Raw genomic sequence first — 12,954 nt, forward strand, 5'->3', positions numbered from 1 at the left:
CCTTCGACGATCATGCCGCCTCACGCTTTTCACGTGGCGGAAACTGTGCGACCAGTTGCCGCAAATCCGGCATGCACGACCCGCAGTTAGTCCCGCAATTGAGCTGCGCCTGCAGTGCGGCGTGGCGCGCTCTCGGCTCGCCGGCGATATCGCCCAGCGCCGAGGTGATGGTGTCTTCGGTGACATTGAAGCACTGGCACACGACCTTGCCCGACAACACAAATCCGCTCGGCGCATGGGTGGCGGGCGACAGCAACAGCCGACGAATCTCAGCCACCGGCTTTTCCGCGACCAGCCATTCGCGCAACCATTCACCGCTTTCGATGGCGCCGGGCTCGCCGCACAATCGGACCGCGCGCAGGATGTCGGCGTCAATGAGCATGCGTCGCGAGCTGGCCCGCCTCGCGTCTTCGTATCGCAGCGCCATGTCGTGGTCTTCGTCTACCAGCATCACTTTCAGTTTGGGGGCTTTGACTGCATTCATCACTGCACTACCTAAGCAATCGCCATACCATGCCGGCCAACCTTGTTATCATGCGATGACCCTGTAAACGGCTTTTCAACATGACCGAACCCATCCAAACGCAAGCCCTGCTCCTGATTGCCCACGGCTCCTCCGATCCAGGATGGGCGGCACCATTCGTCAAGCTCCAAGCGGTTATCCGCGAGCGTGACCCCGGACAGGTTGTCGAACTTGCGTATCTGGAACGCTCGAATCCCCTGTTTGAGGCTGCAGTCGCCTCACTGCATGCAAGAGGCATCCGGCAAATTACCGTTGCACCCATCCTTCTCGCCATCGGCGGGCATATGCGCAAGGATTTGCCGAGGCTGATCGGCGAGGCGCACGAGCGCACCGGTATTGAGTTTCGCGTGTTGCCGGCGATCGGGGAAGTGGATGCATTGATTGAATCGATTGCGGCGTGGGTGTTCGAGGCGTCCAATTGATGTCATGCTTGGCGCGCACATTTCGATACTCTGGTAACCAATTGGGAGATACATGTGTGTGAACGGCTCGTTTCGGCCAGAACCGGTCCTTCAACCTGAGCTTCCAATTTAGTTTCGGCACGATGCGTCGATGAATATATTTCTTCTACTGTCTCTCTAGACGTCAGAATTCAATCTATGGCACACGTCAAGGTCGCTTTTGAGGTACCGAACGAGGACGGCTCTCTCGAAGTCGAAACGCTAAGGGCCGAACCAATTGCTAATGATTTGTATCGCCTAGACAACTCGCCGTTCTACGCCTTCTCGGTTTCTTGGCGAGACGAAGTGCTTGCACTTCCAAGCAGCGATGGATTGCCCACGTATCAGAAGGTCGTTCGCAAGTCTGGCCATCGAACGGTTCGCGTCTGGCTCGATCCACCGTTCGAAGAAGGCAACGAATCAGCCAGGGAAATGCAAGATCTTGTCGAATTGGGCTGTTCGTTCGAAGGTGCCTATAGCCGCCTCATGTCCATCAATATTCCCCCGAATATTGATCTCACTCTCATACGAAAACATCTAATTGATCGCGGGCTAGAATGGGAGCATGCGGATCCAACATACGAAGAGCTATTTCCCAATGCCTCTACTGACGCTTAACCGATCGTTCCAGCCGACCGCTACGCCGGCGGCTGAACTCAAACGTTAGGGTGCAAAGCTGTGGAAACCGAACCTCTTGAAGGCGAGAAAAAGATCCAAAGTGATTCCGAGCACCACCTTGGCAAGGTGGTGCTCATGCTATTTGCATTGGTTCTGCTCATGGTTTGGTCTGTTCATTTCACGGGCCCAAGTGGGCAATCCTTGGACTTCAAGGGTTTCATTCTGTTTTGGCTCAGGGAACTGATCATTCTTGCGTTCGCGCTTATCGCCTTGTTCGTCGCAGGTGTTGGCTGGCTAAAGCGCCGCAGTCAGCAAAGTCGCGGTAGTTCCATGCCCCCTCTTAAGAAACACCTCCCAAGTGATTGATTTGTAATTCGGGTTTCATGTGGGTTGTTCGGCGGCGATGAGTTGCATACCCATTTTTTCGGCGCGCTTTGCCAGATGGTGCAGTACGCGATCGCGGTAGCGCTCCTCGTAATAGGCCTGGCCTTTGTCGGTGTACTCCTCGCCTTTGGTGAGCATCGTGTAGATCAACCGCGCGAGTTTGTGGGCGGCCGCGGCGATGGCCTTGGGTTTGTCCATGCGCGCGCACATGCGTCGGAAGTACGCGCCCAGTGCCGACTGGCTGGTTCGCAGCGACGCGGCGGCCATGCGCAGGGCCTGGGCCGCGCGGTTGGCGCACCGCTTGGTCTTGCCACTCATCACTTTTCCGCCGGTGATCTTGGTGCCCGGGCACAAGCCCATCCAGCTGGTGAAATTCCCGACGGCGGGAAAACGCGACATGTCCGTGCCGGTCTCGCTGATGACCGCGAGCGCGGTGGTCACATCGATGCCATCAATGCGCGTCAAGTCCACGCCGCACATCTTGAATAGCTGTGTGCGCAGATCGAACTTTGGCGCATTGCGCGCCCGACCGCGCTTCTTGCCTTTGGCTGGCTCGCCGTCATGCGTCTGTAGAAGTCGCAACTGCGCTTCGATTGCTCGGTCGCATTCGGCCAATTGCGTGCCGATGAAGTCGAACGCGTCCAGCGCCTGCTTGAGTGCGAACAAGTGTTCGGCCCGCCAGTTGCCTTCCAGACTCTTGGCGATCTCATCGACGCTGGCGTGGATGCGTGCGTTCTTCATGGCACCCAGCACCCGGCCATCACGCTCGCCCGCCACGATGGCGCGCAGTATCTTCAGCCCCGTCTCGCCCACCACGTCGGAGATGACATTGGCCAGTTGGACGTTCATTTGCGTGAGCGCCTTTTGCATATGCTGCACATCACGGGACTGGCTCTTGAGCAGCGCTCCGCGCTGACGCCACAGCGCGCGCAGCACACAAACTTGCTCGGCCGGACGAAACGCACCACTGAGCAGACCGTAGGTCATCAATTGCTGCAGCCATTGGCAGTCCAGCACGTCGGATTTGCGGCCCGAGACGTTCTTGACGTGACGCGCATTGACCAGCAGCACCTTGAAACCACGCGACTCCAGCAACTCGAACAGTGGGATCCAATACACGCCGGTGGATTCCATGGCGACGGTGTCGACCCGGCAGGCATCGAGCCAGTCGGCCAGCGCGTTGAGGTCAACCGTGAAGCTGGGAAACTCACGCACCGGTTCATCGTCCCGGTCAGGCGGCACGGCCACAAAGTGGGACGCGCTGCCGATGTCGATGCCGGCGGTGTTGGGGTGCGTGATCGTCAGGGCGACCCGCGATTTGACTGTCTTGAGGTTGATGCTGCGTTTGCGTTGCGCCATCGATTGCTCCATCATTCGTTATGAAATGTGGCGCCGCATCGGGTACGTCGTCTTGCTCACTCTCTTAAACGGGATATCGGTTCGATGGCATTACACCGCCAAACCCATTCACCAATGTCGATGACGTGACCCATGACCACGCTAACACTCGGGCAAACTGCACCAATGCCATATCGGTCTTCCGCCGCGCCGCATGTCACCTTGCCACAACGACGGCACGCCGTGTTTCTTCGGCGCGATTTGCGGCTGCGGGCCGATTACATCGCTAACTCGTCATATATGGACTCCGTTCCCAAAACAAGAGAATGATCAATTGGTGTCTCAGTCACAATGAATCGCAGCTTCAATTGCTTTGCCAAATTGGAGCTTACAATCCACAGGCGTGTTTCGGCCACAACCGGTCTCTCGACTTGCCCTTCCAAATAAATCGCGGCACGATGCATCCATGACCAGACTTTTTCTACGGCCTCGTTAGATTACAGATGACTGCTGTGGACGTATCGGCGTCGGTGTCGAAGTATCGAGATGTAGCCCGCGGTCTGTGGAATAACGCATTCCTGCCCATGGTGAAAGCTGATCTTCCTGACGACCCGCGCAGTGAATGGGATATCCGAGACGAGTTCGAGGATCTCTGCGTAGAGATCTTCTCAAACTTGGTGCTCTTTCCGGTTGGCGCCGGAAAATTAAGAATCGCCCCGTCATATCGTGCAGATGGTGCGGTCCTCTCCGAGTTGAAGGTCATTCCGCACGAGCACGCGGACTTGTTGGTTGCAGAGTCGGAGGGAAACAGCTTTCGTTCGTATGACTTGTCCATTTCAGTAGCCAGCGATGCACAGCTCGATCTGCGGTTCAGGGCCTTCTTCGACTACTGGGAGTTGGGCCTTCGCGACCTTGAATATTGCCACGCGGTAGTGGCAGCCTGTCCGGATAGGCCGCAGTTCGTTGGGCGCAATGTACTTGTGCGAGCGACACAGGCGAAATATGAACTATCTGCACTCTGACCACGCGTTCGAGCGGGCTTACGATCGACAGGCAGGATTCGGCCACAACCAGTCTTTCAGCTTGCGACTCCACTTGAAACTCGGCACGATGTGGCCATGCCCCGACTTTTCCTACACCGTCGTTAGTCCCTCAAAGGAGCATCCTCATGGATGAACAGGAGTTCTGGTCCATCATAGGAAACGCGCGTCAAACCGCTGGAGACGATGTTGAAGCGCGAGTGGATGCCTTGGAAACACAATTGTCGCCGCTGGACCTCGGAGCTATTCAAGGATTTCAAATTCAGTATGATCAGATGATCCACAAGGCTAATCGGTGGGAACTCTGGGGTGCTGCGTATCTCATGAATGGCGGCTGCTCAGACGATGGGTTTCGCTACTTTTGCCACTGGCTTATTTCGGAGGGCCAGAAACGTTTGAACGTGCGGTCGCCAATCCAGATAGCCTGGCGGACCTCCCACGCCAAGAATACTTTGAACTTGAATCGTTTGCCTACGTTGCACTCAAGTTATTCAAAGCCAAGGGCGGAGGCGAACTGGAACGCGATTTCTCTATCGAGCTTGCCATGCCGACGGGGCAAGAGTGGTCTGAAGAAGATCTTCCCGCGCTTCATCCGTTGCTCGCATCTAAATATGGGGCCTAACGTTGCGGTCAGAAACGCTCCCTTCGGTCGCTGGGACGGCGCGAAAGCGCGGCGCTCTTTAACTTAATCGTTTGGCGTCTGAAAGCTCCAATGCCCACATTGCTCGAACACGGAGGCGACGTTGAACTTTGGGCGGGTTGGACCATTGGCCTTCCGTCGTCGTACCATCAACGAAATAGTGATGGATCGTGGTCTTGTTGGGGTTCGGATTGGGCAGTTGACGTTCATATCATCGAAATTGCAGGTGATGAAACCGGGGCGCCTGTTTCGCCGGAAAAACTTCTTGGTATTGATCGGAAAATTAATGCGGTTGGCGCTGGAGGGGTTGGCGTGACCGAGGTGCTAAAGGAAATTGACAGCGGGCGAGAAGTTTTCCGCCTTGCAGGAAGTCTTGCTGCAGAAAACACCACTATGTCGTGCTGGGTATCCTATTTCACAGAACAACAGTTGCCCTTCGCCGAGGACTTCATTCGTAAAGTTGTACATCATGCGCCAAGCGCCGCCTAACACGTCGATATGGGCTCCGTTCCCCAAAAAAGGAGAATGATCAATTGGCGTATGTGGCAGACACAATGAATCGTAGGTTCAAATGCTTTGCCGAAGTAGAGCCTACAATTGATAGACTCGTTTCGGCCAACAACGGACCTTCAGCTTGAGCTTCCAGTTGAAACCCTGCACGATGCGCTCTTGAACATACTTTTTCTACCGCCTCGTTAGGCGTCACAACCGGCATCCGGGAGGTACCATGCCCCGTACAGGAGGGTCACCATGATCAACGGTAGCTGCTTGTGCGGTAGTGTTCGCGTTGAGATCGAAGAGCCTTTTGAGAAGGCGCCGGAGGCGTGCCACTGTACGCAGTGCAGGAAGCAAACTGGCAACTTCTTGGTGGCGATCAACGTGCGACGAACCGCACTGAAGATCTTGGGGGCCGCGAGCGTCAAGTGGTACCAGTCTTCAGAGAAAGTACAGCGCGGCTTCTGCTCGGTTTGCGGCTCAGTTCTTTTCTGGAATCCGACCATTGACGGCTACCAGTGGACCGGCGTTGCCTTGGGGTGCCTCGACACACGGAACGAACTCAAAATTGCCAAGCACACCTTCGTTAAAGACAAGGGGACCTACTACGAAATCACTGACGGCACGCCGCAACTTGAAGAGTACTGAGCTGAGTAGTGCGGTGCCTACTGCCTACTCATACGCGCACACCCAGTCACGCCTAACCCCATCATTCAAGGGGACGCCGGATATATCGCATGGCTTCGGTAAAACCAAGCGCAGCGCCCCTTAACGTCGGCGTTAAAGGTCCGCTTCCGAGAAAACTGAACGGCTGGAGTGGGTCGAGGCTGTGTGAAAACATAAATATTGTGTCGCTGAGAATGACGCGTCCCGGTCTACGCGGGAACGTTTTTGAGTAGGTCGTTCTTTTCTTGAGCAAATTGGCGTTCAAGCCACCGCTTGTTGTCCTTTCAGCATCGCTATTAGCGCCTTGATGCCTTGAATTTTCATCATTCGCTTCAGGTTATACGCCAACACATGCAAGCTCATTTCGGTACTGACGCGCGGCAGTGTCTTGGTCAGAAATGCGTGGCACCCATCCATGCCTTGAGCGTTCCATAAGGATGCTCAACCGTCGAGCGCCGCTGGCGGGGGCGTCCGGGTTCTGCTCAAGCCGGTCTTGCATGCGCTCAAGAATGTCCTCGTGCTCCCAGCGCGTCACGCGTCGATTCGTGCCGGTCGTGCATTGCGCTTTCATCGGACACTTTGGGCATGCCGAGGACCAGTATCGATGAAGGTCGTGCCCTTTTCGACTGTCGTCTGACGCCAATCGCGCTTTGCCCCGCAGGGCATCGGTATTCATTGCGCTCGGCGAGGTAAGTGAAATCACGCTTGTCAAAGCGCCCGGCGGCCTTGTTGTTGGACGTGAGCGGCTTGGGCACAAGCGTGTTGATACCCTGTTGCTCGCATTCTCGGATCTGCTCGCCATTGAAATAGCCTCGGTCAGCCAGCACCGTGAGCGCTTGATTGCCCGTTGCCTGCACGGCTTGCTGCGCCATTGTCGAGAGTTGTTGCCGGTCGTGACCCACATTGGTGACCTGATGGGCGACGATCAGATGATGCCGGGCATCAACGACGGTTTGCACGTTGTAGCCCACCATGCCGGTGCCGCGTCCACTGGTAGCCATGGAGCGTGCGTCGGGGTCGGTTAGCGACACCTGATGGTCAGGCGCGGCTTGAAGTTGCTCACCAATGTCTTGCAAGCGCCGCATCTGCTCCTTGAGTCGGCTGACCTTCTCTTTCAGGCGAGAAACGCGGCCTTCACTTACCGCCGCGGGGTTACGATCGGCACGATCGAGGTTCGCTTAGGTAGCGTCCGACGCTTTCTTCAATTTGCGCCATGCGCGCCTTCAACTTGTGTTCGGTGAAGTTCTTGTCGCGGTTGTTGACGGCTTTAAACTTGCTGCCATCGATTGCCACGATCGCTTCAGGGAACAGCTTCAGGTTCGGCACAACACAATGAACTGACTACAGATGCGGCGTATAGCGGGTCCGTTGTCCTTGCGAAAATCGGCGATGGTCTTGAAGTCAGGTCTCAATCGGCCCGTGAGCCAGATCAGTTCAAGATTGCGTTCCGTCTCGCGTTCCAGGCGTCGGCTCGATTGCAGGCGATTGAGGTAGCCGTAGATGTAAATCTTGAGCAGCGTGGCGGGGTGGTAGGCGGGACGGCCCGTGGCACTTGCCGTGGCGCTTTCAAAACCGAGCTTGACCAAGTTCAGTTCTTCGACGAATACATCAACGACGCGAACCGGGTTGTCGTCGCTGATATAGTCATCAAGACACTCAGGAAGCAACGTGGTTTGCGTTCGACTTTCCGCAGGAATGAAGCGCTTCATCAGGGCGACCTCGCTACGCTAAATCAATGAGTAGCTATGACCTTGGCACGCCTGAATTGTTCCGATATTCCGGAGTCGTTTTCACACAGCCTCGGTCGAAAGCAGCCCCTCAAAACCATGAAAATTGCGCACGACCTTTTTGGTTTCTAAATTCTCCTGCGGCTCTCGATTTTCAATTGGCAAGTAAGGTGCAGGCCGATGAGACAAAAAAAGCCCGCTAAACGCGGGCTTTTTTTATGTAGCTAAAGCGTAAATCGTTTACTTCCCCTGCCAAGGCGATTTGCCCGCAGGCTTGCTAAACGTTTTTCCCGCCGGCTTGCCCGAACCGCTCTTGCCGAAGCCGCTGAATCCCGCCGGCTTGCCAGCACTGGGCGAACGCGCACCGAATTTCTTGCTGTCGCCGAAGTTACCCGCCGGACGTCCACCGGGACGCGAGCCCGGATGTGAAGGCTTGGAAAATACGCGTGCCTTCGGCTCCAGACCGGGGATGGTGGTGACGGGAATCGCCTGCGACGTGAAACGTTCAATCAGCTTTACCTGAAAATGTTCACGCACATTGGCGAGGCTGATGGCGATGCCGTTCTTGCCGGCGCGACCAGTACGGCCGATGCGATGCACATAGTCTTCGGCCGCTCGCGGCAGGTCGTAATTGATGACGTGCGAAATCCCCTGCACGTCGATGCCGCGCGCCGCGACGTCGGTGGCGACCAGCACTTGCAAACTGCCGCGACGCAAATTCTGCAGCGTACGCGTGCGCGCGCCCTGCTTCATGTCGCCATGCAGCGCGGCGACCGAGAAACCTTTTTCATTCAGGTTGCTGGCCAGATCATCGGCCGCGCGCTTGGTGGCCGTGAACACGATGGCCTGGTTCATGCCTTCATCGCGCAACAGGTGATCGAGCAGGCGATTCTTGTGGCCCATGTCGTCGGCGAAATGCAGGCGCTGTTCGATATTTTCGTGACGCGATTGCTGGCTGTCGATGGAGATGCGCACCGGATCTTTCAGCATGGACGTCGCGAGGCGCACGATATTCTGTTCGAGCGTGGCCGAGAACAACAAGGTCTGGCGGGTCGCGGGCGTCTGCGCGACGATTGCTTCCAGGTCATCCTTGAAACCCATGTCGAGCATGCGGTCGGCTTCGTCGAGCACCAGCAATTGCAGGCGCGTCAGATCGACGCGGCCCGATTGCATCTGGTCGAGCAGGCGTCCCGGTGTCGCCACCAGAATATCCACACCGGCCTTCAGCAAACGATTCTGCACCGGGTACGGCATGCCACCGACGAGCGAAAGCATTTTCACTTTCTTCATCTTGCGACCGTAGGTTTCGGCGGCCTTGGTGACCTGCATTGACAGTTCACGCGTCGGCGTCAATACCAGCACGCGCGGGCCGCGACCGGCGACCGGATGCGCTTCCATCAACAGTTGCAATGCGGGCAGCATGAATGCCGCCGTCTTGCCGCTACCGGTTTGTGACGAAACCATCAGGTCGCGTCCGGCAAGGGCTTCGGGCACGGCGCGCGCCTGTACGGGGGTTGGGTCGGTGTAACCCGCGAGGGCAATCGCTTCGCGGATCGGGGCGGCTAAGCCCAGAGTATCAAAATTCATTTTTCAGTTTTCCAAGCGCGGACATTCCGGTGCCTGCGCAACGAGAGCAACAAGACAAAAAACGGGGCGTCGTCTCGAAAACGGAATCGAGACGGCAATTTAGACCGGAAGGTTCTACAAGGAACGAATCAGATCAAACGGTGACGCACCAACATCGGCGCCAACCTATTTGCGATTCGTGGGTTCGGAGGCGTTACGCCAAGGACCGGGGAGAAAAGCGGGGGCAGGAGACGATGAACATTTGCGATGCCAACTTCAGTTGCTGCATCGCACAATTCGAACTATACGCGAGAGCGGCCAAAACACCTAGCAAATAATTGTTTCGCTAGCACAACGAGGTGAAACACTAGCACGGACGCGGCTCTTGAGACATTTGTGGCTTGGAATCCGCCACAGTGCTGGAGGTTAATCAATTCAATCCATCAAGTAGTTGGTGGAACCGCACAAAAAGATACCGGCGCGACCCTCGAAACCATTTGGTTCAAGCGCCACGCCGGAAGTGCAGCGGGTGTGAGCGGACCTACGCGGGCGGCTCTGACGCCCGCGTTCCGGATAACGAAATTAAACCGCCCGCTGCAATGGTGCCTTCAGCGCCTCGGTCAGGACATCCAGGCTCTCCGACAAATGCGCCTTGCTTTCCTTGTTGCCCGATTTGGCCATCGCCACGCGAATCTGCTGCTGCAATTGCTGCGCATTGGCTCGCTGCAAGCTGCGCGCATCGGCCGGGGTCGTTGCGGCGGGCTTGATCAGCGTGTTCACCACGCGGCGCAGGTGCTCGCGCTGCGGGTTGCGACGCAGCGGATTGATGTCGCCGCCGGTTTTCAGCTCGCTCCAGATGGCGCCTTGCAGCGTGTCATAGAGTTCCGAGAGCGCGAAGGCCTGTTTGGCATCGGCCATCTTGCTGGGCGCATCGATGATGCGCGCGGCCACGCCATCGGCCATCAACTGATCGAGCGTCGTGCGCTGCAATGCCAACACGGCGCCGCTGATGCTGACATCCGGGTTGACGACCGACGCAAGGCTCGATCCGCCGAAGCCGCCAAACCAGCGATCGAACTGATCGGGCACCAGGCGCGACACGAATTCCGGCTTGAATTTGAAACTCTCGGCACGGAACAGGCCGTCGGTGATGAGCTTCAAGGCCAGGCGCTGTTTCGCCGCCGACACCGGACTTAGCGGAGCACGGCCACTGTCGGCGTGATCACGCAGATGCACGACCCCACCGACATACTTGGCGGCAACGCTAGACGCCAGCGCGACCTGGGTGTTCGCACTGAGGAAGTTGCGGCGCAGGACATCGAACTGTTCGCCCGGCTTGATCTTGCGTTCCTGCAGACGATCCCACAGTTCGCGCGAAAGCAGCATGCGACGTTCAGCGAATGCCAGCGGGTCGGCGCCGAGATCGCGGCGCGTGACTTCCGGGTCCATGCCTTCGACCGTGCCAAGACCGGCATCGATATCGTTGGCAAACGCCAGCAGCGGCTCCTTCGAGCGCGACGCGATCTTTAACAGCTCTTCCTTTTCCGTCGCCGGATTAAGCGGCTTGTACGCGTACTCGATCGCCCAATGGTCATACGGACCAATCGTGGTCATGGCGTACTGGCCCTGTTTCCTGCCCTTGGGGGCGATGTTCAGCGCGTTGTATTCCATCACCGAACCCGAGAGGCCGTTCAGCTTGGTGAACTCGGCATTTTCCATCTGGTCCAGCGTATAGATGGTGGACGCGCGGAAATTGTGGGTGAGCCCCAGCGTGTGGCCGACTTCGTGCGTAACCACATCTTTCAGTTGTTCGAGCACGATCGCTTCGGCTTCCGGGCTATCGGGATCGATGTCACCGCGCGCGGCCAGCAAATCGATGGCGAAACTCGCCTCTTCCATCGCCGCACTTTCGTATTCACACAATTGCGGCATTTCGCCACGGGCGAGCGACTGCATGATCTCCGCGTCGGAATGTTGATGCGCCTTGACGTGATCGTAGTTATTGCCCTGGGCCACGCTGGCCAATTGCTCTACGGCACGGCGGCGCGGCAGGCGCGTCCAGCCGTCGGAAAATGAAATGTCGGCGTCGAGAATTTCACCCGTACGCCGATCGGTGCGGCTCGGGCCGATGGCCAGCGCGCCTTCACTTGTATCAACGTACCAGCGTACTGACGCATGGCGCGTATCGTTGTTGTCGAACTCGGCGTTGTCTTCCTGCTGTTTTGGTCTGGATGGCGTTCTTGAAACCGATCTTTTCGAACGCCTTGTTCCATTCAAAGGACACCCTCCGCCACCTTGGCGCGATATTTGTGGGAATATTCTTGTCGAGCCAGTAAGTAATTGGCTGTACCGGCTCCGACATCGCCGCGTTCGGATCCTTCTTTTCCAGTCTCCAGCGATTGATGATGTAGTGGCGCGGGAACGGCGCGAGATCGTCCGTGGTCCCATTGCTGGCCCACGAAATGCCCGACGCGGCTGTCCACGACGCGTGCGACCATCGGTTTTTTTCCGGCAGCTTTCGACGGTGTGTAGTAATAACCGAGAACATGCTGCGGTTGTCTTCCAGATTGGAAGGCGGCTTCGGTGTCGGCGTCGGTGGAGGCGTCAGCGGCGGTGCAGGCAACTTGGGGATGTTGTAGTGGGCCGTGACATTGAAAGCAGTCAGGTCGTCCGTCGAACGCACATCAACGAAGCCGGAACTGCGCGCATCGTAAGCGTACGGCAGCCGAAAGGTGGTTTCGAGTTGTGTCGCGGTGCCGGGTATATCGGCGAGGAACAGTGCATTCGCATCAATCAGGACCGATTTTCGTTCCGGGTGCGGTGCGCTCGCCACCGTGGTGACGCTGATCAGACTGTCGGTAAAGCTCTCTTTGACCGGGCGCGCAATGGCGGTTCCGGCCTTGGCCACAAACCGATGGTTCTTGGCAATCAACTGCATGTTGTTGCCCAGCTTCTTGAACTCCGGCGATATGGCCGCGCAACATCAGTTCGGATAAAACCGCCCTCACCGAGGCCGCGCGTCGAATTGATCTGGAAGAAGAATGGCCAGACCAACTGTTCCGGCGAGTCTCGATCCGGACCCGGTCATCCTTGCGGTATAGCGTGAAATAGCCCGGAATCTGTTTGGTGTCCTTGATGATCTCGGCGAAAGGTTTCGGGCGGCGGCCGCATCGAGGCGGCGGCTGGTCACGCCGGGCCAGCCGGACCAGCAGGACCGGGGACGCCGTTCGGCGCAGGCGGTGTCTGCGCGCCCGCAACGAAAATCGCGCCCGGAAGCGAGCAGCGACAGAATCAGGTACAAATGGTTTTCTTCGGAACGGTACAGTAGTAACTCGCGAAACGCCTCTCCCCTTGTGGTCAAGTCAGGTCGCGTCTGCGTGATCACAGAGCGCAGGGGTGGGTAGCTCTCGCTATTTTCAGGCAAATCAGGTCATTTTTGTATCAAATTGCTGGCCCGTTGAGGGATGACGAGGGACTGATTTGGTTTGTGATGGCATGTCGCGGGTGCGATAATCGT

Annotated in this window: 10 protein-coding genes and 2 pseudogenes; 7 read left to right on the forward strand and 5 right to left on the reverse strand. The window is 57.2% G+C overall.

Annotated features, from left to right (window positions below; genetic code table 11):
* Window positions 1-10: 10 nt before the first annotated feature.
* A complete protein-coding gene (locus IPP88_15820) occupies window positions 11-484 on the reverse strand; it encodes a (2Fe-2S)-binding protein (GenBank protein MBL0124122.1) in 474 nt (157 codons plus the stop codon).
* An 80-nt stretch (window positions 485-564) separates the two neighbouring features.
* Between IPP88_15820 and IPP88_15825 the strand changes: the two genes are divergently transcribed.
* From IPP88_15825 to IPP88_15835, 3 genes are all read left to right on the forward strand, one after another.
* The gene (locus IPP88_15825; GenBank protein MBL0124123.1) at window positions 565-945 is read left to right on the forward strand and encodes a CbiX/SirB N-terminal domain-containing protein; all 381 of its coding nucleotides are present in this window, start codon (window positions 565-567) and stop codon (window positions 943-945) included.
* Window positions 946-1,122: 177 nt separating this feature from the next.
* On the forward strand, window positions 1,123-1,581 hold the full coding sequence (locus tag IPP88_15830; GenBank protein MBL0124124.1) for a DUF4265 domain-containing protein: 459 nt from the start codon (window positions 1,123-1,125) through the stop codon (window positions 1,579-1,581).
* Window positions 1,582-1,641: 60 nt separating this feature from the next.
* Window positions 1,642-1,947 (forward strand): hypothetical protein, encoded by a 306-nt coding sequence (locus IPP88_15835; GenBank protein ID MBL0124125.1) that lies wholly within the window; start codon window positions 1,642-1,644, stop codon window positions 1,945-1,947.
* Window positions 1,948-1,962: 15 nt separating this feature from the next.
* On the opposite strand, the gene IPP88_15840 is transcribed toward IPP88_15835, so the two are convergent.
* Window positions 1,963-3,324 carry an IS110 family transposase gene (locus IPP88_15840; GenBank protein MBL0124126.1) on the reverse strand — a complete coding sequence of 454 codons (1,362 nt, stop codon included), beginning with the start codon at window positions 3,322-3,324 and terminating at the stop codon, window positions 1,963-1,965.
* A gap of 563 nt (window positions 3,325-3,887) precedes the next feature.
* Between IPP88_15840 and IPP88_15845 the strand changes: the two genes are divergently transcribed.
* From IPP88_15845 to IPP88_15860, 4 genes and pseudogenes are all read left to right on the forward strand, one after another.
* Window positions 3,888-4,325 (forward strand): hypothetical protein, encoded by a 438-nt coding sequence (locus IPP88_15845; GenBank protein ID MBL0124127.1) that lies wholly within the window; start codon window positions 3,888-3,890, stop codon window positions 4,323-4,325.
* Window positions 4,326-4,618: 293 nt separating this feature from the next.
* Window positions 4,619-4,965, forward strand: a pseudogene (locus IPP88_15850) (DUF4240 domain-containing protein).
* Window positions 4,966-5,055: 90 nt separating this feature from the next.
* Window positions 5,056-5,472, forward strand: a complete 417-nt coding sequence (locus tag IPP88_15855) for a hypothetical protein (GenBank protein ID MBL0124128.1) — start codon at window positions 5,056-5,058, stop codon at window positions 5,470-5,472.
* A gap of 261 nt (window positions 5,473-5,733) precedes the next feature.
* The gene (locus IPP88_15860; protein ID MBL0124129.1) at window positions 5,734-6,126 is read left to right on the forward strand and encodes a GFA family protein; all 393 of its coding nucleotides are present in this window, start codon (window positions 5,734-5,736) and stop codon (window positions 6,124-6,126) included.
* A 279-nt stretch (window positions 6,127-6,405) separates the two neighbouring features.
* Here the strand turns inward: IPP88_15860 and IPP88_15865 are convergent.
* The 3 genes and pseudogenes from IPP88_15865 to IPP88_15875 form a co-directional block, all read right to left on the reverse strand.
* Window positions 6,406-7,853, reverse strand: a pseudogene (locus IPP88_15865) (IS1182 family transposase).
* 258 nt (window positions 7,854-8,111) lie between these two features.
* The gene (locus tag IPP88_15870) at window positions 8,112-9,458 is read right to left on the reverse strand and encodes a DEAD/DEAH box helicase (protein ID MBL0124130.1); all 1,347 of its coding nucleotides are present in this window, start codon (window positions 9,456-9,458) and stop codon (window positions 8,112-8,114) included.
* 561 nt (window positions 9,459-10,019) lie between these two features.
* Window positions 10,020-11,714 carry a zinc-dependent metalloprotease gene (locus tag IPP88_15875; protein MBL0124131.1) on the reverse strand — a complete coding sequence of 565 codons (1,695 nt, stop codon included), beginning with the start codon at window positions 11,712-11,714 and terminating at the stop codon, window positions 10,020-10,022.
* Window positions 11,715-12,954 lie beyond the last annotated feature (1,240 nt).

It is taken from the genome of Betaproteobacteria bacterium, assembly GCA_016720925.1.
In the GTDB taxonomy this organism is placed as follows: Bacteria; Pseudomonadota; Gammaproteobacteria; order Burkholderiales; family Usitatibacteraceae; genus UKL13-2.